Raw genomic sequence first — 21,893 nt, 5'->3', positions numbered from 1 at the left:
TGGATTCCGGGTTCAGCCCTGCGGGCTGTCCCGGAATGACAGTGGGGCTACAGCTCCACCACCACGTAGTCGCTCTCGACCTTCACCGGGATCGTCTCGGCGACGTACGGCCCCTTCACGACGCTCGCGCCAGGCGCGACATGGGCCGGATAGGCTTTCACGCGGAAGCGGCGGGGGTCGCAATAGGACTGGCCGGTGCGGATGTCGAACTCCCAGCCGTGCCAGGGACAGCGGATGATCTCGCCAAGCCTGGTGTATTCGATCTCGCCGGGGTCGCTCGATTGCGCGAGCCCGATCAGCGGCCCCTCGCACAGCGCCGCGCCCTGATGCGGGCAGCGGTTCATCAGGCCGAAATATTCGCCCTTGATGTTGAAGACCGCGATCGGCCGTCCCTCGATCTCCAGGAATTTTCGCGTGCCGGGTGGCAACTCATCGACCGGCGCAATCACGTGACGCGCCATCAATTGATTCCGTACAGCTTGCGCGCATTGCCGAGATAAAACGCCTCGCGGTTGGTATCGCTGACGCCCGCCGGCAAGACGCGCGACGGCTCGTCGTAGTCCCAGTGCGGATAGTCGGTCGCGAACAGCAGGCGGTCCCAGCCGATCCACTTGATGACGTCGAACAGATCCTCGCGCCGCTCCGGATCCTCCATCGGCTGCGTGGTCCACCACACCTGCTCGCGGATATATTCCGACGGCGGACGCTTCACATGCGGCACTTCGCTCCTGAGCCGCTGCCAGGCCTTGTCCAATCGCCACGCAAGCGACGGCGCCCAGCCGAAGCCGGCCTCGATCATCACCATCTTCAGCTTCGGGAAGCGTTCGAACACGCCTTCAAGCACGAGGCTGGCCAGCGCCGATTGCTGGCACTGCGAATGTCCCACCATCTCCTCGATGTAATAGGAAGGCCAGCCCGACGGCGTGATCGGGTTGCCGCCGAAGCCGAAGGCGTGGACGCCGACGGGAAGGCCAGCCTCTTCCGCGGCCTGATAGATCGGCCAGTAGCGGCGCTGGCCGAGCGGCTCGACGTTGCGGCTGAGCAGCAACACCTGAACGAAATTCTTGTCGCCGGCGCGCTCGCGGATTTCGGCGGCCGCCGACAGGCCGTCCTCATTGCCGACGACGATGGACGCTTTCAGCCGTTTGTCCTTGCTGGTCCATTTGTCGATCTGCCAGTCGTTGATCGCCGAGCACAAAGCGGCCGAGAGCTCGTGATTGCGGATGCCCTGCCCGGCATTGAGCGGATTGAGCACGCCCAGCTGCACGTTGTTGGGGTCGAGCAGCTGCTTCTGCATGAAGGAGAGCGAGGAGCCCTGCGGCCCGCCTTCCGGCGGATAGGCGTCGCGGCGCGAGGCGTTGGGCTGGGCCTTCGGATAGGGCGGGCCTTCCATCATGCCCTGATAGGCGTGCACGCCGTAGACTTCGAGATGATGCTGCCAGCGTTTGGCGAGATAGGGATAGAGCTCGGTGCGGGTCGCGCGGGCCGGATGGATGTCACAATCCGCGATCGCGGTCTTGGTCGTCAGGGGGGAAGCGGCTTCGGTGCTCTCGCGGAATTGAATATTCATCGCCTTGCCTCCTTTTGCAGCGGCTAAGTCAGGCGGGGATAGGTCGCATGCGGATTGTCGATCATGATCTTGCGCACGAGATCGGGGGTGAGGCCCTGGGGGAGCGCGTCCTGGCCGTCGAATTGCCAGTGTGGATAGTCCGTGGAGAATAGGACCAATTCATCCGACTGCATATGATCAAACAGGCGAATTAATGTCTCGGGTTCCGGCGGCGCATCAAATGGCTGTAACGAGAAGCGGATGTTGCTGCGCACAAGTTCCAGCGGCGCGCGATCGACCCAGGGCGTCTCCATCCGCACCCCTCGCCAGAATTTGTGAAGCCGCCAGAGAAAGGGGGAGATCCAGGACACGCCGGACTCCAGCATCACCATTTTCAGCCGCGGATATTTGGCGAACACGCCCTCGACGATCACGCTGGTGAGCTGGGTCTGGAACGCCTGGGCCTGACCGACATAATCCTCGATGTGATAGGAACCCCAGCCCACGGCGGTCGGCGGATTGTGATAGGCGGAACCGGCATGAATGCCGACCGCGAGGTCCAGCCGCTCCGCGGCCTCGTAGATCGGCCACAGCGCGCGCTTGCCGAGCGGCACGTCGCCCATGACGAGCATCAACACCTGTACGAATCGGCGGTCGTGCGCGCAGCGTTCGATCTCGGCGACGGCCTTCTCGACGCTTTGCGTGGGGATCACGATCGAGCCGCGCAGCCGCTTGTCACGATCGAGCCATTCCTTCACCAGCCAGTCGTTCAGCGCACGGCAGAAGGCGGCCTGCATGTCCTCGGAAAACGCCATCTGCACGGCGTAGAGCGGATTGCAGATGGCATGGCTGACCTGAAAAGGATCGAGCACATGGCGCTGCATGTCTTCCAGGCTCGCGCCCGGCTTGCCGCTCTCGGGACGCCAATCGGGGCGCGCCACGATCGGCGAGTTCTGCGGGTAGGATTGCGAGACGAGGTCCATCATGCCGCGCGTCGTCACCTGATCGCGCCAATAGTCGTTCAGGTACGGCAGCAGGCTGGTCAGATGCGGCACGGCCGGATGCACGTCGCAATCCACCCCACAGGCGATCAGGGACGCCATCACGTCTCCTTCACGTTTCCTCGTCACGTCTTCTCGCGGTCGGCTTGGCCGCTCCGCCTTGTGTGCGCCATTCAAGCAGGCCTGACCGTCGCCCGCAACTCGGCCAAGGCAGCCAGCTTATGCTAGGAAGGCTGAGCTCGGTTGCGAGGGAATGAGAGGTCAAAGGGATGAAAGAGCTCGTCGGCATTGCTGAACAGGTTGCGGCGAAACTGATCGCGCGCAAACAGACCATTGCGGTCGCGGAATCCTCGACCGGCGGCCTGATTTCGGCCGGCCTGCTCGCGGTGCCCGGTGCATCCGCCTATTTCCTCGGTGGCGCGGTGGTCTACACCCGCGATGCCAGGCGCGTGCTGATGGATATTTCGGACGAAGGAATGAAGGGCTTCCGCTCCTCGTCGGAGCCATACGCAAAGCTGTTGGCCGAGCAGATGCGCAGCCGCTTCAATTGCGACTGGGGCCTGTCCGAGACCGGCGCCGCCGGCCCCACCGGCAACCGCTACGGCGACGCCGCCGGCCATAGCTGCATGGCGGTCGCAGGGCCGGCGGCGGAAGTGATCACGCTGGAGACGGGCGGCAATGACCGGCTTGCGAATATGCAGGTGTTTGCTGCGACAGCGCTGAAGCTGCTGCTGCGGAAGCTATCGGAATAGCAGCATCATTGTCTGCGAACGACAGAGCGGCGCCGCCTTACGTTCGGTGTCGTCCTGGCGAAAGCCAGGACCCATAACCCCGAATGGCAATGTTGCGGTCGGCGGGGCCACAGCTTCTTCCAACAACATTCGATGGTGGTAATGGGTCCTGGCTTTCGCCAGGACGACGTTGGGGAGGCACGGTGCCTACCGCCCCAAATGCCGCATGAAGATCCGCACCACATACCCCTTGAACCGCGGCGCTTCGTCGTAAAGGTCCGATGCGATGCGTTCGATGGTCTCGCGCAGGGACAGGAATTGCGCCTGCCGCGCGCTGCTCTCGGTGCCCTGCATGCCTGCAAGTTCGTCCATCGCGGCGTCGGAGATCTGGCAGTGCACGACCTCGCCATCGTTCAGCATGGTGAAGCGAAAGGCCAGACGTTCGAGGTCGTGGCCGATAATCCTGTCGCGCGTCAGCGGCATCCAACTGTCCCGTTCGCGCCCCCGAACCGGACAATGCTGAAAATCTGACGCGTTGTCACCACCCGCGCCGGGGTGCATGGCCGTCATACGACGCTCTTCAACAGCGCGCTCCCGTCAGTCGGCCACGCTCCGGCGTCAGTAGACGAGCGCCGTACCGGACGGCTTGTTCAGTGCCGCGGCCAGCGATCTGTACTCATCGCAATCCGTCCCGCAGATGGATGCGATCCGGCCGAGGTGATAGAGCGCCTGCTCGCGGTTGCCCCGCTCGAGCTGCCACAGTCCGTAATATTGCCACGTCAGCACGTGGTTCGGATCTGCCCGCAAGGCGCGCTCGTACCAGACCTGCGACTGCTCGTAGTCGCCGAGCTTGCGGTAGGAGTAGCCGATGAGGTTGGCGACGTTCGGATGGTCGTCATGGCCGAGCGACTTCAACTGCGCGATCGCGGTCGCATAGTCGTTACGCTCGTAGATGGTGTCATAGGCCACGCGGTAACCGGCAGCGAAAGCGGGATCGCCTATGCTGGACTGGTTGCCTTGCTTCTTGCCCTTCTGGGTCGCCCTGGTGCCCGGCCGCTTCGGATAGGTTGGCTGCGGCTTCTGATCCGAATAGGCGCCGGCGTAGGGATCGGTAGAACTGATGCTGCCGCCGCCTCCACCACCGCCGCCCCCGCCCGCGGCGAGCGCCGGCGAACTCAACAGGGCTGCAGCAAATGTGCCGAGTGTGACGAGCCTGATCATCCCAGTGAACATCTCCGTCTCCTGTCCTGCTTCAAGCGGCCCCGGACGAATTGATAACCCTGCCTCGGCAGCGATATTCCAGGTGCTGTGTTCACGGAGACGTCAGCGTTCGTACGACAGTTCTGTTGTCCTTTACTGGAATGCCACTTCGGCAAAGCTTCTCAGCTTTCGCGAATGCAGGCGCTCCGACTCCTGCTGCTTGAGCCGCTCCAGCGCCTTCAGGCCGATCTCGAGATGCTGGCCGACGCGGTGGCGGTAGAATTCGCTGGCCATGCCCGCGAGCTTGATCTCGCCGTGCAGCGGCTTGTCGGAGACGCAGAGCAGCGTGCCGTAGGGGACGCGGAAGCGATAGCCGTTGGCGGCGATCGCGGCCGATTCCATGTCGAGTGCGACCGCGCGCGATTGCGACAGGCGGCGGATCATCTCAGGGCCTGAGATCTCCCAGTTGCGGTTGTCGACGCTCGCGACCGTGCCGGTGCGCATCAGGCGCTTGAGCTCGAAGCCTTCGAGGCCCGTGACGTCCTCGACCGCCTCCTCGAGCGCGACCTGCATCTCGGCGAGCGCCGGGATCGGCACCCAGAGCGGCAACTCGCGGTCGAGCACATGGTCCTCGCGCACGTAACCATGGGCGAGGACATAGTCGCCGAGCCGCTGCGTGTTGCGCAGGCCCGCGCAATGGCCGAGCATCAGCCAGGCGTGCGGGCGCAGCACCGCGACGTGGTCGGTGACGTTGCGCGCATTGGACGGGCCGGTGCCGATGTTGATCAGGCTGATGCCGCGATAGCCGGGCTCGACCAGATGGAAGGCCGGCATCTGCGGCATGCGTGTCGGCGCGTCCCCGCTCGTCGCGCCCCCGCTCCGCGTGATCACGTTGCCGGGCGCGACGAAGGCGTCGAGGCCGGCCTCGCCGGACTGAAGCCGCTGCTGGCAGAGCTGCGCGAAGGCATCGACATAGAACTGGTAGTTGGTGAAGATCACGAAGTTCTGGAAGTGCTCGGGATCGGTGCCGGTGTAGTGATAGAGCCGGCGCAGCGAGTAATCGACCCGGGCGGCCCGAAACAGGGACAGCGGCTCCGGCGCGCCGGGCTGGAGCTCGAAGGTGCCGTCCGCAATCGAATCGTCCATGGTGGCGAGATCGGGCACATCGAACGCGTCGCGCAGCGATCGCGTCACAAGGGAATTCTCGCCGGTGGTGATGGCGGCTTCGATGTTGATGTCGCGGCGATAGGCGAAGTGGATCGGGATCGGCTCCGCCGACTCGCCGATCTCGACGGGTACGCCGTGGTTCTGGATCAACAGGCCGATCTGCTCGGTGAGATAGCTGCGGAACAGATCCGGTCGCGTTACGCTGGTCTCGTGCACGCCGGGGCCGGCGACGAAGCCGTAGGAGAGACGCGAATCCAGCCGCGCATATGTCGCGGTGGTGAGGCGGACGAAGGGGTAGTAGGCCCGCGCCCGTGTCGTGATCGCTTCGCCGCCGACATAGGCCTCGAACCGGTCGCGCAGGAATTTCGTATTGCGTTCGTATATCTCTTCGAGCCGTGCGACGGCCGCGGACGCGTCGGAGAAGGATTCGGTGGCGATGGAGGGCGGGGATTGCATGGTTCGAACGCCGGGTTCGTGGGGCTTGAGTCGAACTATAGCAAGACGCAGCCAAGCCGTCATTGCGAGCGCAATGACGAGTTGGGGGTGACGCGCCGTCGCGCGTCACTTCTCCCGGAAGGCCCGCATCAACTGGTCGTGCAGCGGCTTCATCAGATAGGACAGCATGGTGCGGTCGCCGGTCTGGACGAAGGCTTCCACGGGCATGCCGGGGATCAGCTTGGAATCGCCGAGCCGGACGACCTCTTCGGCCGGCAGCGAGACGCGGATGGTGTAGTAGCTCTGGCCGGTACGCTGGTCGGTGGTGACGTCGGGCGAGACGCGGCTGACGACGCCGTTGAGCTCGGGCGTGGTGCGCTGGTTGAAGGCGGACAGGCGCAGCAGCGTCTTCTGGCCGATCTGGAGCTTGTCGATATCGACCGGATTGACCTTGGCCTCGACCTGGAGATCGTCGGCCTGCGGCACGATCAGCATCAGCGCATCACCGGCGGTGACGACGCCGCCGACGGTGTGCACGGTCGATTGCAGCACCATGCCGTCCTGCGGCGCGCGGATGTCGACGCGGCGGAGCTGGTCCTCGGCGGCGACCTTGCGCTCGATCAGCTCGCCGATCTTGTCGTTGGTCTCGCGCAAATCCTTGGAGACCTCGCTCACCATGTCCTTGTCGACCTGGATGATCTGAAGCTCGGTCTCGGTGATCTTGCCCTTGGCCTGCGCCCGCGAGGCGATGTACTGCGCCCGCTCGCCGTTGAGGCGAGCGCTGTCGCGCTCGAGCGTTGTCAGGCGCGAGATCTGCACGAGATGCTTCTCGTAGAGATCGCGCACGCCGGTGAGCTCCTGCTGCACCAGCGAGATTTCCTTGTCCTTGGCCCGCTCCTGCGCGGAGAGACCCTCGATCTCCTCGTTGAGCTGCTGGATGCGCTCGCGGAGCTGCGCCTTCTGGCCGGCACGGCCGTTGACGCGGACGTCGAACAGCTTGGTTTCGGCGGAGAGCAGCGTCTTGACGTCGTAATCGTTGCCGCGATCGAGCAGCGATTGCGGGAAGTCGATCCTGTCGATACCGCGCTGCTCGGCCTGGAGCCGTGCCGCGCGCGCCAGCGCGGCGTCGAGATTCTTGGTGACGATGGCGAGGTTCGCCTTGGTGACGGTGTCGTCGAGCCGCACCACCACGTCGCCGGCCTTGACCACGTCGCCGTCGCGGGCGCGCAGCTCGCCGACCACGCCGCCGGTCGGGTGCTGCACCTTCTTGACGTTGGATTCGACCACGACCTGGCCCGGCGCGATCAGCGCCCCCGAGATCTGCACCGTGGCCGCCCAGCCGCCGAGGCCGACGACCAGGACCAGCACGATCCCGAGCCCGAGCATCAAGTGAAACTTGATGGAATCCCGCACGGTCTTCTTGGCGGCGGGCTTGCCGCCACCGATCGCCATCGTACTCATGACTTTGTACTCATGACTTGGCCACTCCGCCCTCACTGACGACCTTGATCGGTGCCGGCGGCGTCACGCGCGGCTGGAGCACCTGGGCGAGCACCTGCTCCTTCGGGCCGAAGGCCTGCATGCGGCCGTCGCGCAGCACCAGGATCTGGTCGACCGCCTCGACGCCGATCGGCCGATGCGCCACCACGACGACGATGGCGCCGCGCTCGCGGGCGGCGCGGATGGCGCGGGTCAACGCCTCGTCGCCTTCGGTGTCGAGATTGGAATTGGGCTCATCGAGCACGATCAGGAACGGATTGCCGTAGAGCGCGCGCGCCAGCGCCACGCGCTGCGCCTGGCCCGCGGACAGCGCGCCACCCTGCTCGCCGACCTGCGTGTTGTAGCCCTCGCGCATCTTGATGATCATCTCGTGCACGCCGGCCTCCTTGGCCGCGGCGATGATGCCGTCGGAGGTGGCCTCGGGGTCGAAGCGGCTGATGTTCTGCGCGATAGTGCCGCCGAACAGTTCCACGTCCTGCGGCAGATAGCCGATGTGCCGGCCGAGCATGTCCGATGACCATTGGTCGAGCGCCGCGCCGTCGAGCCGCACCTTGCCGCGCACCGGCTGCCAGACGCCGACCAGCGCGCGGATCAGCGAGGATTTGCCGGAGCCGCTCGGCCCGATCACGCCGAGACCGTTGCCGGCGGCGAGCGCGAAGGTGATGTCCTGCACGATGAGGCGCTGATCGCCCGGCGGAACCATGGCGACGCCCTCGACCGAGAGCCGGCTGGTGGGCGCCTGCAACTGGGTCGGCATCGTCTGCGCCGGCATCTGCTCCAGCAGGCGGGTCAAGCGCTGCCAGCTCTGGCGGGCCGCGACGAAGGATTTCCAGTGCGCGATGGCGAGATCGACCGGCGCCAGCGCGCGGGCCGACAGGATCGAGCCCGCGATGATGATGCCGGCGGTCGCCTCCTGGTGGATGACGAGATAGGCGCCGACCGCGAGCACGGCGGATTGCAGCATCATGCGCAGCACCTTGGCGACCGCGCCGAGGCCGCCGGCGACGTCGCTCGCACGCTGATTGCCGACGAGATATTTTTCGTTGGCCTCGCTCCAGCGCTGGTTCATCCGGCTGGTCATGCCCATCGACACCATCACTTCGGCATTGCGACGGCTGGAGGCGGCGAGATCGTTGCGCTGGGCCGCAAGCCCCATCGCCTCCTTCGCCGGCTGGCGGGACATGAATTCGGTGACCACCGTCAGGCCGACCAGGATGATGGCGCCGACCAGCGCGGTCACGCCGATCATGACGTGGAAGGCGAAGCAGATGGCGAGATAGAGCGGCAGCCAGGGCAGATCGAAGAACGCGCTCGGTCCCATGCCGCCGAGGAAGGAGCGGACATTGTCGAGGTCGCGCAGCGGCTGGAGGCCCTCGTTGCGGCTGCCGATCAGCAGCGGCAGGCGCACGACGGTGTCGAACACGCGCTTGTTCAGGGCCTCGTCGAGCGCGGTGCCGATCCGCCCCAGGATCCGGTTGCGGATCATGTCGAGCACGCCCTGCGCCGCGTAGAGGAAGCTGGCGATGATGATCAGGCCGACCAGCGTCGGAATGCTGCGGCTCGGCAGCACCCGGTCGTAGACTTCCAGCATGAAGATCGACCCGGTCAGATAGAGCAGGTTGATCATGCAGCTCATCAGGCCAACGCCGACGAATGCCGTGCGACAAGCGCGCAGCGCGTCAGCGAGCTCTGAACGGCGAACGCCAGGCATGGCTGCCATCAGTCTGGTCTCTTTCGGGTAAGGGGCAAAGCCCCTGATTTCAAAGGCAATTTCAGGAGTATTTGATCCGGATTAACATCGCGTTTTCGCCCCTCGTCCAACGCGGCTGAATCAACCCGATCCCCTGTGGGGGCACATCACCCCCTGATGGCCTGGCGCGCAAGTCCGGAATCTCACAGTCTTGCGGCTTTTTCTTGCAGACATCTCACCTCTCCCCGGGCGGGGAGAGGTCGAAAGTTAGGTCAAGGCGCCGCTAGAACCGGCCGCCGCCGCGTACCAGCCGCACCACGAGCAGCAGGATAACCGCGCCGATGGCGGAATAGACGATTTCCGACACGAGCCCGGTGCCGATACGAATGCCGAGCTTCGGGAACAGGAAGCTGGCCACAAACGCGCCGGCGATGCCGATCACGATGTCGCCGATGATGCCGAAACCGGCGCCCCGCACCACCTTGCCGGCCAGCCAGCCGGCGACCAGGCCGACGAACAGGATGACGAGCAGGCCTTCATTGGAAATGTACATAAGTGAGGTCCCTCTCCGTGAACGGGGCCATGGAACCGGAACCGGGATGAATGGGGTCTGAATGCTGGTCGGCTCGCCCTCGGTGGGGCGTCTAAACAAAAAAACTCGAAAACAACCCCATGCACAGTAGAACGGACCTTGGCCGAGCGCGCTCGGTGAATTGTGACAAGCCGGTGTTGCCGCAGAGGAATTCCGAAGTGGCGCGCGTTTGGAAAGTGAGGGACGCAAACTCTCTCATTCCCTCCCCCCTTGCGGGCGAGGGGCAGGGAGAGGGGTAGCCGCGGGCCCGGGCGGCCTTTCACCTCTGCCCGCTTGCGGGGAGAGGTCGGATCGCATCGCAAGATGCGATCCGGGTGAGGGGGTACAGGTCTCTCGACATGGTCATGCGCGGAGAGAGGCCCCTCACCCCAACCCTCTCCCCGCAAGCGCGGGGCGAGGGAGCGCACCGGCTATGTCGCGACCACCGGCTCCGCCAGCACGCACCTTGCCGCCCGGCCCGGTCCCACCTCCACATTCGCAGGCAGTTGCTCCAGGCAGCGCGGCTGGGCGGCGGCGCAGCGGGGGGCGAAGGAGCAATTATGGGGCTTTTCGGCCAGCGACGGCGGGGTGCCGGGGATGGTTTCGAGGCGCTGCCCCCGCTTGGCGCCGTGGATTGTGGAGGCGAGCAGGCCCTTGGCATAGGGGTGCACCGGCGTGCGAACGATGTCGCGCAAGGTTCCCTGCTCCACGATCTGGCCGGCATACATCACCGCGACGCGGTCGCAGATCTCTATGGCGACGCCGATGTCGTGGGTGACGAAGATGACGGACATGCCGAACTCGCGCTGCAGCTCGCGCAGCAGCAGCAGGATCTGGATCTGCACGGTGGCATCGAGCGCGGTGGTCGGCTCGTCCGCGAGCAGGATTTTTGGCCGGCAGGCGAGCGCCAGCGCGATCATCGCGCGCTGACGCATGCCGCCGGACATTTCGTGCGGATAGGCATCGAGCCGCCGTTTTGCAGAAGGAATGCGCACGACCTCGAGCATTTCGAGCGCGCGTGCCCTGCCCTCCGCATAAGACTTGCCTTCGTGGCGCACCACGCTTTCGGCGATCTGCGCGCCAATGGTGTAGACCGGATCGAGCGCGAGCGCCGGCTCCTGAAAGATCATCGAGACGGTCTGGCCGCGGAACGACGAGAGCTCCTCGTCGTTCATCGCGAGCACGTCGCGGCCCATCACGTTGACCTTGCCCGTGATCTGCGTGCGCTTCTTCGGCAGCAGCCGCATCAGCGCACGCAGGGTCACGCTCTTGCCGGAACCGGATTCGCCGAGCAGGCCCAGCACCTCGCCGTCTCCCAGCGAGAGGCTGAGATCGTTCACGGCATAGACCGTGCGCTCCCCGGTGAAGCGGATGTTGAGGCCTGAGATCTCGACGAGCTTTGTCATGACGGCAGTTTGGGTACCCGGTCGTGATAGTCGGTGACGCGCTGGAACGCCGCGCCGATGGTGAGCAGGGTCGCTTCATCGAAGGAGCGGCCGATCAACTGTATGCCAACAGGCAGCCCGCTTTTGGTGAAGCCGGACGGTACGGTCAGCGACGGCAGGCCGAGAAAATTCACCGGGCGGGTGAACAGCGTCAGCCGCTGCACCATGGCCGGCGCATTCGGGCCGCCGCCGACATCGCTCTCCTCGATGGTCGGCGCCGGCACCGGCGAGGCCGGCGCGATGATCGCGTCGACACCAGCGGTCGCGGCGTTGTGGGCGGCAAGCGCGGGACCGCGCCAGCGCATCGCTTCGAGATAGGTGATGGCGGGAACGGCGAGACCGTTCTGCAGCCGCATCAAGACCTGCGGTCCATAATCCTGCGGACGCTCGATCATCCAGCGCTTGTGGAAGGCGGCGGCTTCCGCCGCGAGCACGAGCTGGCTCGCCGAAGACAATTGCCGCTGGTCCGGCAGCTCGACCTTGACGATGTCGGCGCCCTCGCGCTTGAGCACCGCGATGGTCTCGTCCAGCACGCGCGCGACCTCGCTGTCGAGATCGTCGACGTAGAACGACGCGGGCACGCCGATCTTGAGGCCTTTCAGCGAACCCTTGGTCGCGCCGACATAGTCGGACAGCGGCTCATGGCTCGCGGTCGAATCCTCGGGATCGGGACCGGCCATTAGCGCCAGCAGCAGCGCGCAGTCCTCGGCGGTGCGGGCGAGCGGCCCGACCGTGTCGAGCGATTGCGACAGCGGCATCGCGCCGGCGCGGCTGACGCGGCTCCAGGTGGTCTTGAGGCCGGTGACGCCGCAGAAATGTGCGGGCATGCGGATTGAACCGCCGGTATCGGAGCCCAGCGCCGCAAAGGTCAGCCGCGCGGCGACCGCCGAGCCGGAGCCCGACGACGAGCCGCCGGTGATATGCGCGACGTTCCAGGGATTGCGCACCGGACCGTAATGGGCGTTGTGGCCGGTCGGTCCATAGGCGAATTCGGCGAGATGCAGCGTGCCGAGCCGGACCTGGCCCGCATCCTTCAGCCGCTGCAAGGCGGTGGAGGTCGTCGTCGCAACGAAATCGCGGCGGATCAGCGAGCCGCAGGTCGAGACCTTGCCGGCATCGTAATACATGTCCTTGTGCGCGAGCGGCACGCCATGCAGCGGACCGCGCACTTCGCCCTTGGCCAGCTCGGCATCGGCGGCCTCGGCTGCTTTCAGCGCCGCCTCCGCCTCGATCGACATGAAGGCGTTGAGATGCGGCTGCCACTGCGCGATGCGGTGCAGCAGCGCGCGCGTCACCTCACGCGAGGACACCTGCTTCATCGCGATCGCACGCGCGACCTCGGTGAGCGTCATCAATGCCGGTTCGGTGCTCATTTCGACACCTTCGCCGTCTGCGCCAGCACGTAAGAAGCCGGCTCGAGGTCGAATGGCAGCGTGCCGGCGATGGCGGCAAAGCCTTCGAAGGCCGGCCCGATGGAATTGGAGATGCGTGTTGCGATCTCGTCATCCACGGCAACGCCGGCAACTAGCGCGATCGGCTTGATCTCTTTTGGTGTCGGTCTCGTCATGCGATTTCCCCTGCCGGCGCGCGGCTATGGCCTGACCCCGGAATGGCCATGTAGCACGCGGCCTCGTGGCCCATTGTATCGACCGCCGTGAGCTTTGGTGCTGCATTTGCGCAGAGCGGCTCCGCAAATGCGCAGCGCGTGTGGAAGCGGCAGCCCGACGGCGGATCGATCGGATTGGGCGGATCGCCGGTGATCGGCGGCTTTTCGGTACGCCTGTCAGGATCGGAGGACGGCATCGCCGCCAGCAGCGCGCGCGTATAGGGATGCGCCGGCTGGTCCCAGACCTGGTCGACCGGGCCGAGCTCGACGACCTCGCCGAGATACATCACCAGCACACGATCGCTGATGTAGCGCACGACGTTGAGATCGTGGCTGATGAAAAGATAGGTCAGGCCGAACTCGCGCTTGAGGTCGGCGAGCAGGTTGAGCACCTGCGCCTCGACGGATTTGTCGAGCGCGGAGACGGCTTCGTCCAAAATCACCAACCGCGGCGACAGCGCCAGCGCCCGCGCGATATTGACGCGCTGGCGCTGGCCGCCGGAAATCTCGTGCGGATAGCGGTTGGCGAAGTTTTCCGGGCGCAGGCCGACCTTGCCGAGCAGCTCGCGCGCCAGCGCCCGTGCCGTGCCATCGGCCATGCCGTGGACTTTCGGGCCGAAGGCGATGGATTCCTCGATGGTGAGGCGCGGATTGAGCGAGGCATAGGAGTCCTGGAATACCATCTGCATGCCGCGACGCAGCTCACGCAGCGACAGCGCCTGACCGACGGTCATGCCGTCATAGATGATGTCGCCGGTATCGCGCGGCATCAGATGCATCAGGAGGCGCGCGGTGGTCGACTTGCCGCAGCCGGATTCGCCGACGATGCCGACGGTCTCGCCCTTGGCGACGGAGAAGGAGACGTTGTCCACCGCGCGCACGGTGCGTTTCGCGGCGAACAATCCGCCGCGGACGGGGAAATGCTTGGTCAGGCCGTTGACCTGGAGCAGCGGCTGCGCGACGCCGCCAAGATCTTCGATCGGCTCAAGCATGGCGACGGAATCGTTGGTTTCGCTCATGGCCTAATTCCTGATGTCCATGGCGCTGCGCAGGCCGTCCGAGAGAAGGTTGAAGCAGATCGAGACCGCGAAGATCATCGCGCCGGGAAGCGCCGCAACCCAGGGATTGACGTAGATCGCGGTGCGCAGCGTGTTCAGCATCAGCCCCCATTCCGGCTCCGGCGGCTTGGTGCCGAGGCCAAGGAAGGAGAGGCCGGCGGCCAGGATCATCGAGACCGAGATCAGGCTGGTGGCATAGACAAAGATCGCGCCCAGCACGTTGCCGAGGATGTGCACGCGCATGATGGTGAAGGCTCCGGCACCGGAGGCGCGCGCGGCCTCGACGAAATCCATGTTGCGCACGCCGGTGGTGACGCTCTCGGCGACGCGGGTGATCTGCGGCACGAACACGATGGTCAATGCCACGATGGAGTTGAGGATGCCGGCGCCGAGCGCGCCGGAGATCGCGATCGCGAGCAGCACCGACGGGAAAGCGTAGAACACGTCCACGGTGCGCATGATCGCGGTGTTGAGCTTGCCGCCGACATAGCCGGCAATGATGCCAAGCGAGGTGCCGATGCAGAAGGCAAGGATCACGGGCAGGATGCCGATGACCAGCGACAGCCGCCCGCCATAGATCAGCCGCGCCAGCATGTCGCGGCCGAGTTCGTCGGTGCCGAGCGGATAGCCGACCGTGCCGATATGCCGAAGGCGACGGATCATCGAGCCCTTGTAGGGGTCTTCCAGACCGAGCCACGGCGCCAGGATCGCGGACAGGAAGATCAGCAGCAGCACCAGCGCGCAGGCCATGCTGACCTTGTCGCGCACGATGCGGCGGCCGACGGTGGCCCAATAGCCGCGCGCCTTGGTGGCGGGCGCGGCCTGCAGCGCGGCATCGGCAGTGGCGGACAACGGAAGCTCGCTCATCGGCTAGCCCCGCTTGATGCGCGGGTCGATCGCGGCTTGCGCGATATCGACCAGCAGATTGAGGAAGACGAAGAACAGCGCGAGGATCAGGATCGTGCCCTGGAGCAGCGGCAGGTCGCGCTGGAAGATCGCCGAGTTGAGCAGGAAGCCCGAGCCCGGCCAGGAGAACACGGTCTCGATCAGGATCGAGCCGCCGAGCATGTAGCCGAGCTGAAGCCCCATCACCGCAAGCGCGGTGGGCGCGGCGTTCTTGATGACGTGACGGAACACGCCGGTTTCGTGCAGGCCTTTTGCGCGCAGGGCCTCGACGAAGTCCTGGCTGAGGATGTCGCCGGTCAGCGCGCGCACGGTGCGGGTGACGATGCCCATCGGAATCACCGACGTGGTGATCGCCGGCAGCACGAGATATTTCAGGTGCGCCCAGTCCCACGCCCAGGAGTTGGAGCCGTTCGGTCCGGCGCCGACCGCGGGCAGCCAGTTCAGCTGCACCGAGAAGATGATGACCAGCACCATGCCGAGCCAGTAATGCGGCACCGAGACGCCGGCGATGGCAAAGGAGGTCGCGACCTTGTCGATCCAGGTCTCGCGGAAATAGCCCGCGATCAGGCCGAGCAGGATGCCCATGGTGAAGCCGATGATGGCGGCGGCAATCGCGAGCGTGACGGTGTTGCCGACCGCGCGCATGACCTCGGCCAGCACGGGGCGCCCCGTCGCGATGGAATTGCCGAGATCGCCATGAAGGGCACGGAGCAGCCAAAGTCCGAACTGCACCGGCAGCGGCCGGTCGAAGCCGTAGGCGGCGCGCAGCTGCGCCGCGAGCTCCTGCGAAGCGTCGGCCGGCAGCACGGCGACGAGCGGATCGCCCGGCGTGATGTGCACGAGCAGAAAGCACACCAGCGCGACGCTGATGACGATCGGGACGACATAGACGATGCGTCTGGCGGTATAGGCGAGCACGTCGGATTCTTTCTTCCCTTCTCCCCTTGTGGGAGAAGGTGGCGCGAAGCGCCGGATGAGGGGTTCTATCCGCGGTTACAGCATTATCGAGTGAGAGAGAGGGTCACTCGCGGAGAGAGACCCCTCACCCGGCTTCGCTATCGCGAAGCCACCCTCTCCCACAAGGGGAGAGGGTACAGCGTGCGTGTGGCGCGAACTACTGCATCGACACCAGCGAGAAGTCGATGAACCAGCTCTTCGGCTGCACGACGCCTGTGACCTTCGGGCTGATGGCGCGGGGGCCGACGTCGTGGGCGACGTAGAGGAAGGCGGCGTCGTCGACGGAAGCCGCGTGCAGCTCGGCGAGCGCGGCGTCACGCGCGGCGGGATCGAAGGTCTGGCGCGCCTTCTTGACCAGCTCGTCGAACTTGGGATTGTTGATGAAACCCCAATTGTTCGAGACCGGCGGCGCCATGCCCGATTGCAGGAAGCGCACCAGTGCGAAGAACGGGTCCATCGCTGCATAGGTGACGTTGGTCGCGTTGGAGCCGTTGGCCGAGGGATCCTTGGCGCCGCGGCGCCAGTTGGTGAACAGCGTGTTCCACTCGATGACGTCGAGCTTCACGTCGAAATAGCATTCGGCGAGCGCCTGCTGGAGATATTCGTTCATCGGCAGCGGCTGCATCTGGCCCGAGCCGGAGGCCGAGGTCTGGATCTTCACCTCGAGCTTCTTGTTCGGGCCGAAGCCGGCCTCCTGCATCAGCTTCTGCGCGGCCGCCTTGTCGTACTTGATCTCGAAAGCCGGCTTGCCGCGCCAGGGATGGCCGGGCTCGAAGGTGCCGGTCGCAGGCACCATCAGGCCGGCGAGCAGGCCGTCCTTGAGGCCTTCGCGATCGACGCAGAGGTTGGCCGCCTTGCGCACGCGGATATCGTTCCAGGGCGAGCCTTCGATGCGCGAGAACTGCCACGGCCAGACATGCGGCTGCTCGTTCGCATAGAGCTTGAAGCCGCGCTGCTTGAGCTCAGGCAGCGCATCCGGCGCCGGCGCCTCGACCCAATCGACCTGTCCGGAGAGCAGCGCCGCGGTGCGGGCGTTCGCCTCCGGCATCGGCAACAGCACCATCTTGTCGACCTTGGGCACGCGCGCCTTGTCCCAATAGCTCGCGTTCTTGACCAGCTCGAGCCGCTCGCGCGGGGTGAAGCTCGCCATCTTCCAGGGGCCGGTGCCCGCGGCATCCTTCGCAAAGGCAGTCCACGCAGCCTGCGACTTGGCCTTGGCGTCGGCGCCTTCCGCCTTGTCATAGAAATGCTGCCACTTCGCCGGGCTCGCCATGAAGAGGTTGGTGAGATTGATCGGCAGGAAGCTGTCGGGCTCCTTGGTGGTGAGCTCGACCGTCATGTCGTCGATCTTCTTCGCCGAGGCGAGCGTCGGCATGCGCGAGGCGGTGACGCCGACCTGGCTGGCGTCGAACTGCGGCGCATCCTGCTTCAGCACCTTCTCGACGTTCCACACCACGGCGTCCGCATTGAACGGCGAGCCGTCATGGAAGGTGACGCCGGGGCGCAGCTTGAAGGTCCATTTGGTCTTGTCGGCATCGTCGACCTTCCACTCGGTGGCAAGGCCGGGGATCACCACGCTCGGCTTATCGGCGGAGGACAGGTCCCAGCCGGTCAGCGCGTCATACATGGTGAGGCCGGTGAAGCGGTTGCCTTCAAAGCCCTGATCGGGCTGGCCCAGCGTGCGCGGAATATCGGCAGCGGTCATGCCGATGCGCAGCACCGTTTCCGCGCTGGCCACACGCGGCCATGCGGCGGCACTGCCGAGCGCCAGCAACGCGATCAGCGCCGCGCGGGTCTTGTTGTTCTTGATCAGCATCGTCTCAGTCCTCTTCCGGCTTTCAGTGACTAATTTTGATGCAATCGTATGCAATGGCTGTGCCAATGGGGAAACTTTTTCTGCAAATTGCCCCTGCGACGACAAGTCTTTGTGATCGCACGTCTGCGGAGGCACGTCGCTGCCTATTCTGGCATCAAGATTGCAAGTTTGGCCCCGAAATCTCCTGGGAGCTTTGGGCCATGCGTATCCGACTGACGACCTGTTTCGCCGTGCTTGCGCTGGCGATTTCCGCGATCTCGGCGCGCGCCGAAACGGTGGTGCGCTACGGCATCTCGATGGCGGACATTCCGCTGACGACCGGCCAGCCCGATCGCGGCGCCGGCGCCTATCAGTTCACGGCCTACACGATCTACGATCCGCTCGTCGCCTGGGAGATGGACGTCGCCGATCGTCCCGGCAAGCTGGTGCCGGGCCTCGCGACCGAATGGAAGGTGGACGATGCCGACAAGACCAAATGGCGCTTCACGCTTCGCAAGGGTGTGAAGTTTCACGACGGCAGCGAGTTCAACGCCGACGCCGTGATCTGGAATCTCGACAAGGTGCTCAACGACAAGGCGCCGCAATTCGACAAGCGGCAGAGCGCGCAGGTGAAGACCCGCCTGCCGTCCGTCGCGAGCTACGCCAAGATCGACGATTCCACGGTGGAGATCACCACCAAGACGGTTGATTCCTTCTTTCCCTATCAGATGCTGTGGTTCCTGGTCTCGAGCCCGGCGCAGTACGAGAAGCTCGGCAAGGACTGGGACAAGTTCGCCAGCGAGCCCTCCGGCACCGGCCCGTTCAAATTGACCAAGCTGGTGCCGCGCGAGCTTGCGGAGCTGACCAAGAATCCGGACTACTGGAACAAGAAGCGCATCCCCAAGGTCGACAAGCTGGTGCTGGTGCCGATGCCCGAAGCGCTGACGCGCACCAACGCGCTGCTCGCCGGGCAAGTTGACCTGATCGAGACGCCGGCGCCGGACGCCGTGCCGCAGCTGAAGGCGGCCGGCATGAAGCTCGTCGACAACGTCACACCGCATGTCTGGAATTATCATCTCAGCGTGCTGCCGGGCTCGCCCTGGACCGATATCCGGCTGCGCAAGGCGCTGAACCTTGCGATCGATCGTGAGGCGGTCGTGGGCCTGATGAACGGCCTGGCAAAACCCGCCAAGGGCCAGGTCGATCCGTCGAGCCCGTGGTTCGGCAAGCCGACCTTCGAGCTGAAATACGACCTTGCGGCAGCGAAGAAGCTGGTCGAGGAAGCCGGCTACTCCAAGGCCAAGCCGCTGAAGACCACCTTCATCATCGCGCAGGGCGGCACCGGCCAGATGCTGTCGCTGCCGATGAACGAGTTCTTGCAGCAGAGCTTCAAGGAGATCGGCATCGACATCGACTTCAAGGTCGTCGAGCTCGAGACGCTCTACACGCATTGGCGCAAGGGCGCGGCCGACGAGATGAACGCCGGCATCACCGCCAACAACATCGCCTATGTCACCTCCGACCCGCTCTACGCCATCGTCCGCTTCTTCCATTCCGGCCAGATCGCGCCGGTCGGCGTCAACTGGGGCGGCTACAAGAACCCGAAGGTCGACGCGCTGATCGACGAGGCCAAGCAGACCTTCGACAGCGCCAAGCAGGATGAGTTGCTCGCCCAGGCGCACGCGCTGATCGTCGATGACGCCGCGCTGGTCTGGGTCGTCCACGACACCAACCCGCATGCGCTGTCGCCTAAGATCAAGCAGTTCGTGCAGGCGCAGCACTGGTTCCAGGACCTGACGACGATCGGGGTGGAGTGAGGGCAATCTACCGCGTCAAACACCCCTGTCGTCCCGGGCAAGCGTCAGCGCAGACCCGGGCCCCATAGCCACAGGGAGATGTTTGGCGAAGACTCGCGGTTGCCGATCTCGCGCCGCAACTCCTCCCTGGGATTATGGGTCCCGGATCGGCGCGCGCTTGAGGCGCGCTTGTCCGGGACGACAGCGAATGTGTGCCCCCTACTTCGTCAGCAGCGCGTATGCCCCGTTCCAGCCTTCCGCCGGCGGATTGAGCTGGAATTCCTTGATGCGGATTTCATAAAGCTTGAACAGCTTTTCCAGCGTGTCGGCGTCCTCGCTGCGACGGCCGCGCTCGATGGCGTCCAGCGCGCCCTGCCAGTCGCGGTTGCGGTAGCAGCCGAGCATCTCGATGGTGACGTTGCGCAGGCGCTGGAAGGAGCCTGAATGCATCACGTCCTCGCGGCCGGCGACGGCGTAGATCACCTCCGGCTCGGTCTTGCCCTTGACCATGATGAAGTCGAGCTCGAGGATCGCGAACTTGTCCTTGGCGGCGAGCGCGGTCCTGGAGCCGACGATGATCGGGAAACCGTATTCCTTCGACTGTCCCTCCAGGCGCGAGGCCAGGTTCACGCTGTCGCCGAGCACCGAATAGTTCTTCTTCAGGTCGGAGCCCATGTTGCCGACCACGCCGATGCCGGTGTTGAGGCCGATGCCGACATTGAGCGGGATGTAGACGTGGCCGCCGTCGGCGGCTTCCTCCTCGCGCTCCTTGTTGACCGCGTCGATCCGCTCCAGCATCTGGATCGCGGCCTCGCAGGCGTTGACCTCGTGCTCGGCATCGTCGAGCGGCGCGTTCCAGAACGCCATGATGGCGTCGCCCATGTACTTGTCGATATAACCCTTCTGATCGATGATCACGTCAGTCAGCGGCGTCAGGAAGCGGTTCATCAGCGTGATGAGGCCTTGCGGATCGTGCTTGTAGCTCTCCGAGATCGTGGTGAAGCCGCGCACGTCGGAGAACATGATCGTCATCTCGCGCTCCTCGCCGCCGAGCACGAGCTTTTCCGGCGATTGCGCCAGCTGTTCGACCAGAACCGGCGACATGTACTGCGCGAACATGCCCCGGATCTGCACGCGCTGACGCTGCTCGCGCACGAAGCTGGCGAAGATCAGCGTCAGGTAGATCGCGGTGGTCGACAGCAGCGGGTAGGTGAAGTCGATGAGGTAGCGGTACTGCGCGTAGAAGAACCAGGACACGCCGACCAGGATGGCGGCGAACATCGCGCCCGCAAGCACGAGGCGTACCGGGCCGAGATTCGGCGTGAAGATGATGACGAGCAGGCCGATGACGAGCGCGGCGATCAATTCGACGCCGAGCGCGTAGTTCGGCTGGGAGATCACCGCGCCGCTCAGCACGCTCTCCAGCACCTGGGCATGGATCTCGACGCCCGGCATGGTCGAGGACACCGGCGTGGTCTTGATGTCGTTGAGCCCGACCGCGGAGGTGCCGACCAGCACCAGCTTGCCGGCGATCTTGGCGGGCGGCACGGTGTTGTCGAGCACGTCGGCCGCCGAGACGTAGATCGAGGGATCCTGGCGAGCGTAATGCACCCAGAGCTGGCCGTTTCTGTCGGTCGGGATCTCGACGCCCTTGAGGCGCACGCCCCGCACGCCGGTCTTGTCGGTCCGGACCAGCAGCGTCGGCGTTCCCGTGATGACGCGCAGGATCTCGAGGCTGAGCGAGGGCATGACCATGCCCTGCGCGCGCATGATCATCGGCACGCGGCGGATCAATCCGTCGCGCTCGGTCTTGATCGAAAACAGGCCACGGCCCGCCGCAACCTTCTCGATGACGGGCACGTTGCGCAGCAGGCCCGGGAATTCGAACAGAAAGCGTTCGGCACCGTCCTCGCCGACCGTCGCGACGCCGGTGAAGGGGAGCTCCTTGTCGATCTCCGACGAGATCGCCCGCTGCCCGGTCTCGCCCAGCACCACGCGCGAGCGCTTGATAGCATCGGCAAGGATCTGGTCATTGGTCGGCAGCTCGCGCAGCTTGGCGCGGGTGGCATCGTCCAGATAGCGCATCTGGCTCGCGACCAGATCCGGGTTGAGCCGGTCGGCTTCCGAGAACACCACGTCGAAACCGATCGCGACCGCGCCGTTGCTGGTGAGGTTCTGGATCAAATCGGCGATCCGCGTCCGCGGCCACGGCCACTGCCCGAGCCTGGCGAGGCTCTTGTCGTCGATGTCGACGATGGTGACCGGCCGCGCCGTCTTGTGGCGCGGATCGATCAGCTGAAACATGTCGAAGGTGCGCAGCCGCAATTCCTGGATCGGCGGCGGATCCCAGAGCCGGGCGCCGGCGAAGACGACCAGCAGCGCCAGGCACATCAGCCGCGCAAGGCCAAGCTTCCGCGCAAACCACCGCCGGAGGATCTTGAGACGTTTCATATCGCCTGAATTTCCCGCAGCTCTTCTTCGTCCGA

19 protein-coding genes are annotated in these 21,893 nt (G+C 65.2%); 2 read left to right on the top strand and 17 right to left on the bottom strand.

All coding sequences use genetic code 11. From position 1 onward, the window contains the following. Window positions 1–47 precede the first annotated feature (47 nt). From AAFG50_RS04810 to AAFG50_RS04800, 3 genes are read right to left on the bottom strand one after another with little or no spacing between them, the layout of a single operon-like run. Entirely contained in the window at window positions 48–461 is a 414-nt protein-coding gene (locus AAFG50_RS04810; protein ID WP_011090630.1) for a Rieske (2Fe-2S) protein, read from the bottom strand. Further along, window positions 461–1,570: an amidohydrolase family protein gene (locus AAFG50_RS04805; protein WP_028173738.1), complete on the bottom strand. Its 1,110-nt coding sequence runs from the start codon at window positions 1,568–1,570 to the stop codon at window positions 461–463. Before AAFG50_RS04805 ends, AAFG50_RS04810 begins: the two co-directional genes overlap by 1 nt. 23 nt (window positions 1,571–1,593) lie before the next feature. Next, window positions 1,594–2,652: an amidohydrolase family protein gene (locus AAFG50_RS04800; protein WP_028173737.1), complete on the bottom strand. Its 1,059-nt coding sequence runs from the start codon at window positions 2,650–2,652 to the stop codon at window positions 1,594–1,596. A 167-nt stretch (window positions 2,653–2,819) separates the two neighbouring features. Here AAFG50_RS04800 and AAFG50_RS04795 point away from each other — a divergent pair, with 167 nt between their 5' ends. Then, window positions 2,820–3,302 carry a CinA family protein gene (locus tag AAFG50_RS04795; RefSeq protein ID WP_028173736.1) on the top strand — a complete coding sequence of 161 codons (483 nt, stop codon included), beginning with the start codon at window positions 2,820–2,822 and terminating at the stop codon, window positions 3,300–3,302. Window positions 3,303–3,488: 186 nt separating this feature from the next. On the opposite strand, the gene AAFG50_RS04790 is transcribed toward AAFG50_RS04795, so the two are convergent. The 13 genes from AAFG50_RS04790 to AAFG50_RS04730 all read right to left on the bottom strand — a co-directional run bounded on the left by AAFG50_RS04790 (window position 3,489) and on the right by AAFG50_RS04730 (window position 17,632). After that, on the bottom strand, window positions 3,489–3,764 hold the full coding sequence (locus AAFG50_RS04790; RefSeq protein ID WP_028173735.1) for a DUF1488 family protein: 276 nt from the start codon (window positions 3,762–3,764) through the stop codon (window positions 3,489–3,491). 135 nt (window positions 3,765–3,899) lie between these two features. Continuing rightward, window positions 3,900–4,514, bottom strand: a complete 615-nt coding sequence (locus AAFG50_RS04785; RefSeq protein WP_028173734.1) for a tetratricopeptide repeat protein — start codon at window positions 4,512–4,514, stop codon at window positions 3,900–3,902. A 120-nt stretch (window positions 4,515–4,634) separates the two neighbouring features. Beyond that, window positions 4,635–6,104, bottom strand: a complete 1,470-nt coding sequence (locus tag AAFG50_RS04780; protein ID WP_028173733.1) for an AMP nucleosidase — start codon at window positions 6,102–6,104, stop codon at window positions 4,635–4,637. 105 nt (window positions 6,105–6,209) lie between these two features. Beyond that, entirely contained in the window at window positions 6,210–7,544 is a 1,335-nt protein-coding gene (locus AAFG50_RS04775; protein ID WP_028173732.1) for an HlyD family type I secretion periplasmic adaptor subunit, read from the bottom strand. Window positions 7,545–7,554: 10 nt separating this feature from the next. Next, window positions 7,555–9,303: a type I secretion system permease/ATPase gene (locus tag AAFG50_RS04770; protein WP_028173731.1), complete on the bottom strand. Its 1,749-nt coding sequence runs from the start codon at window positions 9,301–9,303 to the stop codon at window positions 7,555–7,557. A gap of 253 nt (window positions 9,304–9,556) precedes the next feature. Beyond that, a complete protein-coding gene (locus tag AAFG50_RS04765; protein ID WP_011090639.1) occupies window positions 9,557–9,826 on the bottom strand; it encodes a GlsB/YeaQ/YmgE family stress response membrane protein in 270 nt (89 codons plus the stop codon). A gap of 449 nt (window positions 9,827–10,275) precedes the next feature. After that, window positions 10,276–11,250 carry an ABC transporter ATP-binding protein gene (locus AAFG50_RS04760; protein WP_028173730.1) on the bottom strand — a complete coding sequence of 325 codons (975 nt, stop codon included), beginning with the start codon at window positions 11,248–11,250 and terminating at the stop codon, window positions 10,276–10,278. Then, entirely contained in the window at window positions 11,247–12,662 is a 1,416-nt protein-coding gene (locus tag AAFG50_RS04755) for an Asp-tRNA(Asn)/Glu-tRNA(Gln) amidotransferase GatCAB subunit A (RefSeq protein ID WP_028173729.1), read from the bottom strand. The genes AAFG50_RS04760 and AAFG50_RS04755 overlap by 4 nt, the downstream gene beginning before the upstream one ends. After that, window positions 12,659–12,856 carry a hypothetical protein gene (locus AAFG50_RS04750; RefSeq protein ID WP_028173728.1) on the bottom strand — a complete coding sequence of 66 codons (198 nt, stop codon included), beginning with the start codon at window positions 12,854–12,856 and terminating at the stop codon, window positions 12,659–12,661. Before AAFG50_RS04750 ends, AAFG50_RS04755 begins: the two co-directional genes overlap by 4 nt. Continuing rightward, window positions 12,853–13,914: an oligopeptide/dipeptide ABC transporter ATP-binding protein gene (locus tag AAFG50_RS04745; RefSeq protein ID WP_028173727.1), complete on the bottom strand. Its 1,062-nt coding sequence runs from the start codon at window positions 13,912–13,914 to the stop codon at window positions 12,853–12,855. The genes AAFG50_RS04750 and AAFG50_RS04745 overlap by 4 nt, the downstream gene beginning before the upstream one ends. A 3-nt stretch (window positions 13,915–13,917) precedes the next feature. Continuing rightward, the gene (locus tag AAFG50_RS04740) at window positions 13,918–14,820 is read right to left on the bottom strand and encodes an ABC transporter permease (RefSeq protein ID WP_011090643.1); all 903 of its coding nucleotides are present in this window, start codon (window positions 14,818–14,820) and stop codon (window positions 13,918–13,920) included. A 3-nt stretch (window positions 14,821–14,823) separates the two neighbouring features. Continuing rightward, on the bottom strand, window positions 14,824–15,777 hold the full coding sequence (locus AAFG50_RS04735; protein ID WP_011090644.1) for an ABC transporter permease: 954 nt from the start codon (window positions 15,775–15,777) through the stop codon (window positions 14,824–14,826). A 196-nt stretch (window positions 15,778–15,973) separates the two neighbouring features. After that, entirely contained in the window at window positions 15,974–17,632 is a 1,659-nt protein-coding gene (locus tag AAFG50_RS04730) for an ABC transporter substrate-binding protein (RefSeq protein WP_028173726.1), read from the bottom strand. 200 nt (window positions 17,633–17,832) lie between these two features. Between AAFG50_RS04730 and AAFG50_RS04725 the strand changes: the two genes are divergently transcribed. Next, window positions 17,833–19,428 carry an ABC transporter substrate-binding protein gene (locus tag AAFG50_RS04725; RefSeq protein WP_028173725.1) on the top strand — a complete coding sequence of 532 codons (1,596 nt, stop codon included), beginning with the start codon at window positions 17,833–17,835 and terminating at the stop codon, window positions 19,426–19,428. Between the two features lie 198 nt (window positions 19,429–19,626). Here AAFG50_RS04725 and AAFG50_RS04720 read toward each other — a convergent pair whose 3' ends face one another. Beyond that, the gene (locus AAFG50_RS04720) at window positions 19,627–21,858 is read right to left on the bottom strand and encodes an adenylate/guanylate cyclase domain-containing protein (protein ID WP_011090647.1); all 2,232 of its coding nucleotides are present in this window, start codon (window positions 21,856–21,858) and stop codon (window positions 19,627–19,629) included. Window positions 21,859–21,893: the final 35 nt, after the last annotated feature.

Origin of the sequence: Bradyrhizobium sp. B039, assembly GCF_038965675.1 — a bacterium.
GTDB classification, from domain to species: Bacteria; Pseudomonadota; Alphaproteobacteria; order Rhizobiales; family Xanthobacteraceae; genus Bradyrhizobium; species Bradyrhizobium diazoefficiens.
This window is presented reverse-complemented; position numbering and strand designations above follow the sequence as displayed.

What these genes read in the sequence shown, in the direction of transcription:
- AAFG50_RS04770 (WP_028173731.1), bottom strand. Translation starts at nt 9,303, where the DNA reads ATGGCAGCCATGCCTGGCGTTCGCCGTTCAGAGCTCGCTGACGCGCTG.
- AAFG50_RS04785 (WP_028173734.1), bottom strand. Translation starts at nt 4,514, where the DNA reads ATGTTCACTGGGATGATCAGGCTCGTCACACTCGGCACATTTGCTGCA.
- AAFG50_RS04760 (WP_028173730.1), bottom strand. Translation starts at nt 11,250, where the DNA reads ATGACAAAGCTCGTCGAGATCTCAGGCCTCAACATCCGCTTCACCGGG.
- AAFG50_RS04795 (WP_028173736.1), top strand. Translation starts at nt 2,820, where the DNA reads ATGAAAGAGCTCGTCGGCATTGCTGAACAGGTTGCGGCGAAACTGATC.
- AAFG50_RS04780 (WP_028173733.1), bottom strand. Translation starts at nt 6,104, where the DNA reads ATGCAATCCCCGCCCTCCATCGCCACCGAATCCTTCTCCGACGCGTCC.
- AAFG50_RS04800 (WP_028173737.1), bottom strand. Translation starts at nt 2,652, where the DNA reads ATGGCGTCCCTGATCGCCTGTGGGGTGGATTGCGACGTGCATCCGGCC.
- AAFG50_RS04725 (WP_028173725.1), top strand. Translation starts at nt 17,833, where the DNA reads ATGCGTATCCGACTGACGACCTGTTTCGCCGTGCTTGCGCTGGCGATT.
- AAFG50_RS04740 (WP_011090643.1), bottom strand. Translation starts at nt 14,820, where the DNA reads ATGAGCGAGCTTCCGTTGTCCGCCACTGCCGATGCCGCGCTGCAGGCC.
- AAFG50_RS04720 (WP_011090647.1), bottom strand. Translation starts at nt 21,858, where the DNA reads ATGAAACGTCTCAAGATCCTCCGGCGGTGGTTTGCGCGGAAGCTTGGC.
- AAFG50_RS04730 (WP_028173726.1), bottom strand. Translation starts at nt 17,632, where the DNA reads ATGCTGATCAAGAACAACAAGACCCGCGCGGCGCTGATCGCGTTGCTG.
- AAFG50_RS04750 (WP_028173728.1), bottom strand. Translation starts at nt 12,856, where the DNA reads ATGACGAGACCGACACCAAAAGAGATCAAGCCGATCGCGCTAGTTGCC.
- AAFG50_RS04790 (WP_028173735.1), bottom strand. Translation starts at nt 3,764, where the DNA reads ATGCCGCTGACGCGCGACAGGATTATCGGCCACGACCTCGAACGTCTG.
- AAFG50_RS04810 (WP_011090630.1), bottom strand. Translation starts at nt 461, where the DNA reads ATGGCGCGTCACGTGATTGCGCCGGTCGATGAGTTGCCACCCGGCACG.
- AAFG50_RS04755 (WP_028173729.1), bottom strand. Translation starts at nt 12,662, where the DNA reads ATGAGCACCGAACCGGCATTGATGACGCTCACCGAGGTCGCGCGTGCG.
- AAFG50_RS04775 (WP_028173732.1), bottom strand. Translation starts at nt 7,544, where the DNA reads ATGAGTACGATGGCGATCGGTGGCGGCAAGCCCGCCGCCAAGAAGACC.
- AAFG50_RS04765 (WP_011090639.1), bottom strand. Translation starts at nt 9,826, where the DNA reads ATGTACATTTCCAATGAAGGCCTGCTCGTCATCCTGTTCGTCGGCCTG.
- AAFG50_RS04805 (WP_028173738.1), bottom strand. Translation starts at nt 1,570, where the DNA reads ATGAATATTCAATTCCGCGAGAGCACCGAAGCCGCTTCCCCCCTGACG.
- AAFG50_RS04745 (WP_028173727.1), bottom strand. Translation starts at nt 13,914, where the DNA reads ATGAGCGAAACCAACGATTCCGTCGCCATGCTTGAGCCGATCGAAGAT.